We start from the raw sequence: 507 nt of genomic DNA on the forward strand, positions 1-507 counted from the left end.
AGCAGTGGACCATCATCAACCTGGCGCAGCTGGCCCTGCACCCGGTGCACATCCACCTGATCCAGTTCCAGATCCTCACCCGGGCCACCGTCGACGTCACCGGCTTCGACCCGGTGAGCGGCGGCACCCCGATCGGCAAACCGGTCGGCTGGGACGCCCAGAACCCGATCGACCCCGCCGACCAGGGCTGGAAGGACACCGTCACCGTCTCGCCGCGCGAACTCGTCCGGGTGGCGGGCCAGTTCACCGGGGCGACCGGCAAGTTCATGTACCACTGCCACATCCTCGACCACGAGGACGACGGCATGATGCGGCCCTTCACCGTCTCCCCGGCCGCCGTGATGGCGCTCGACCCGGGCATGGGCCACGGCGGCATGCACCACGAACACTGACCCGTACAGTCCGAAGCCCGGCCAGGGAATCCCTGGCCGGGCGGAAATTCGACTTCCAGAAGGTCTCAGTGGCGCGGCGCCGCTGGTTCCTCCTCGTCGTCGGGCTCGTCGTCGG

1 protein-coding gene is annotated in these 507 nt (G+C 68.8%); it reads left to right on the plus strand.

Going from position 1 to position 507, the window contains the following annotated elements; all coding sequences use genetic code 11:
- A partial coding sequence (locus ABD323_RS45685) for a multicopper oxidase domain-containing protein (RefSeq protein WP_344447808.1) occupies window positions 1–392 on the plus strand: 392 nt, incomplete at its 5' end.
- Window positions 393–507 lie beyond the last annotated feature (115 nt).

This window comes from Kitasatospora nipponensis, from assembly GCF_039528135.1.
GTDB classification, from domain to species: Bacteria; Actinomycetota; Actinomycetes; order Streptomycetales; family Streptomycetaceae; genus Kitasatospora; species Kitasatospora nipponensis.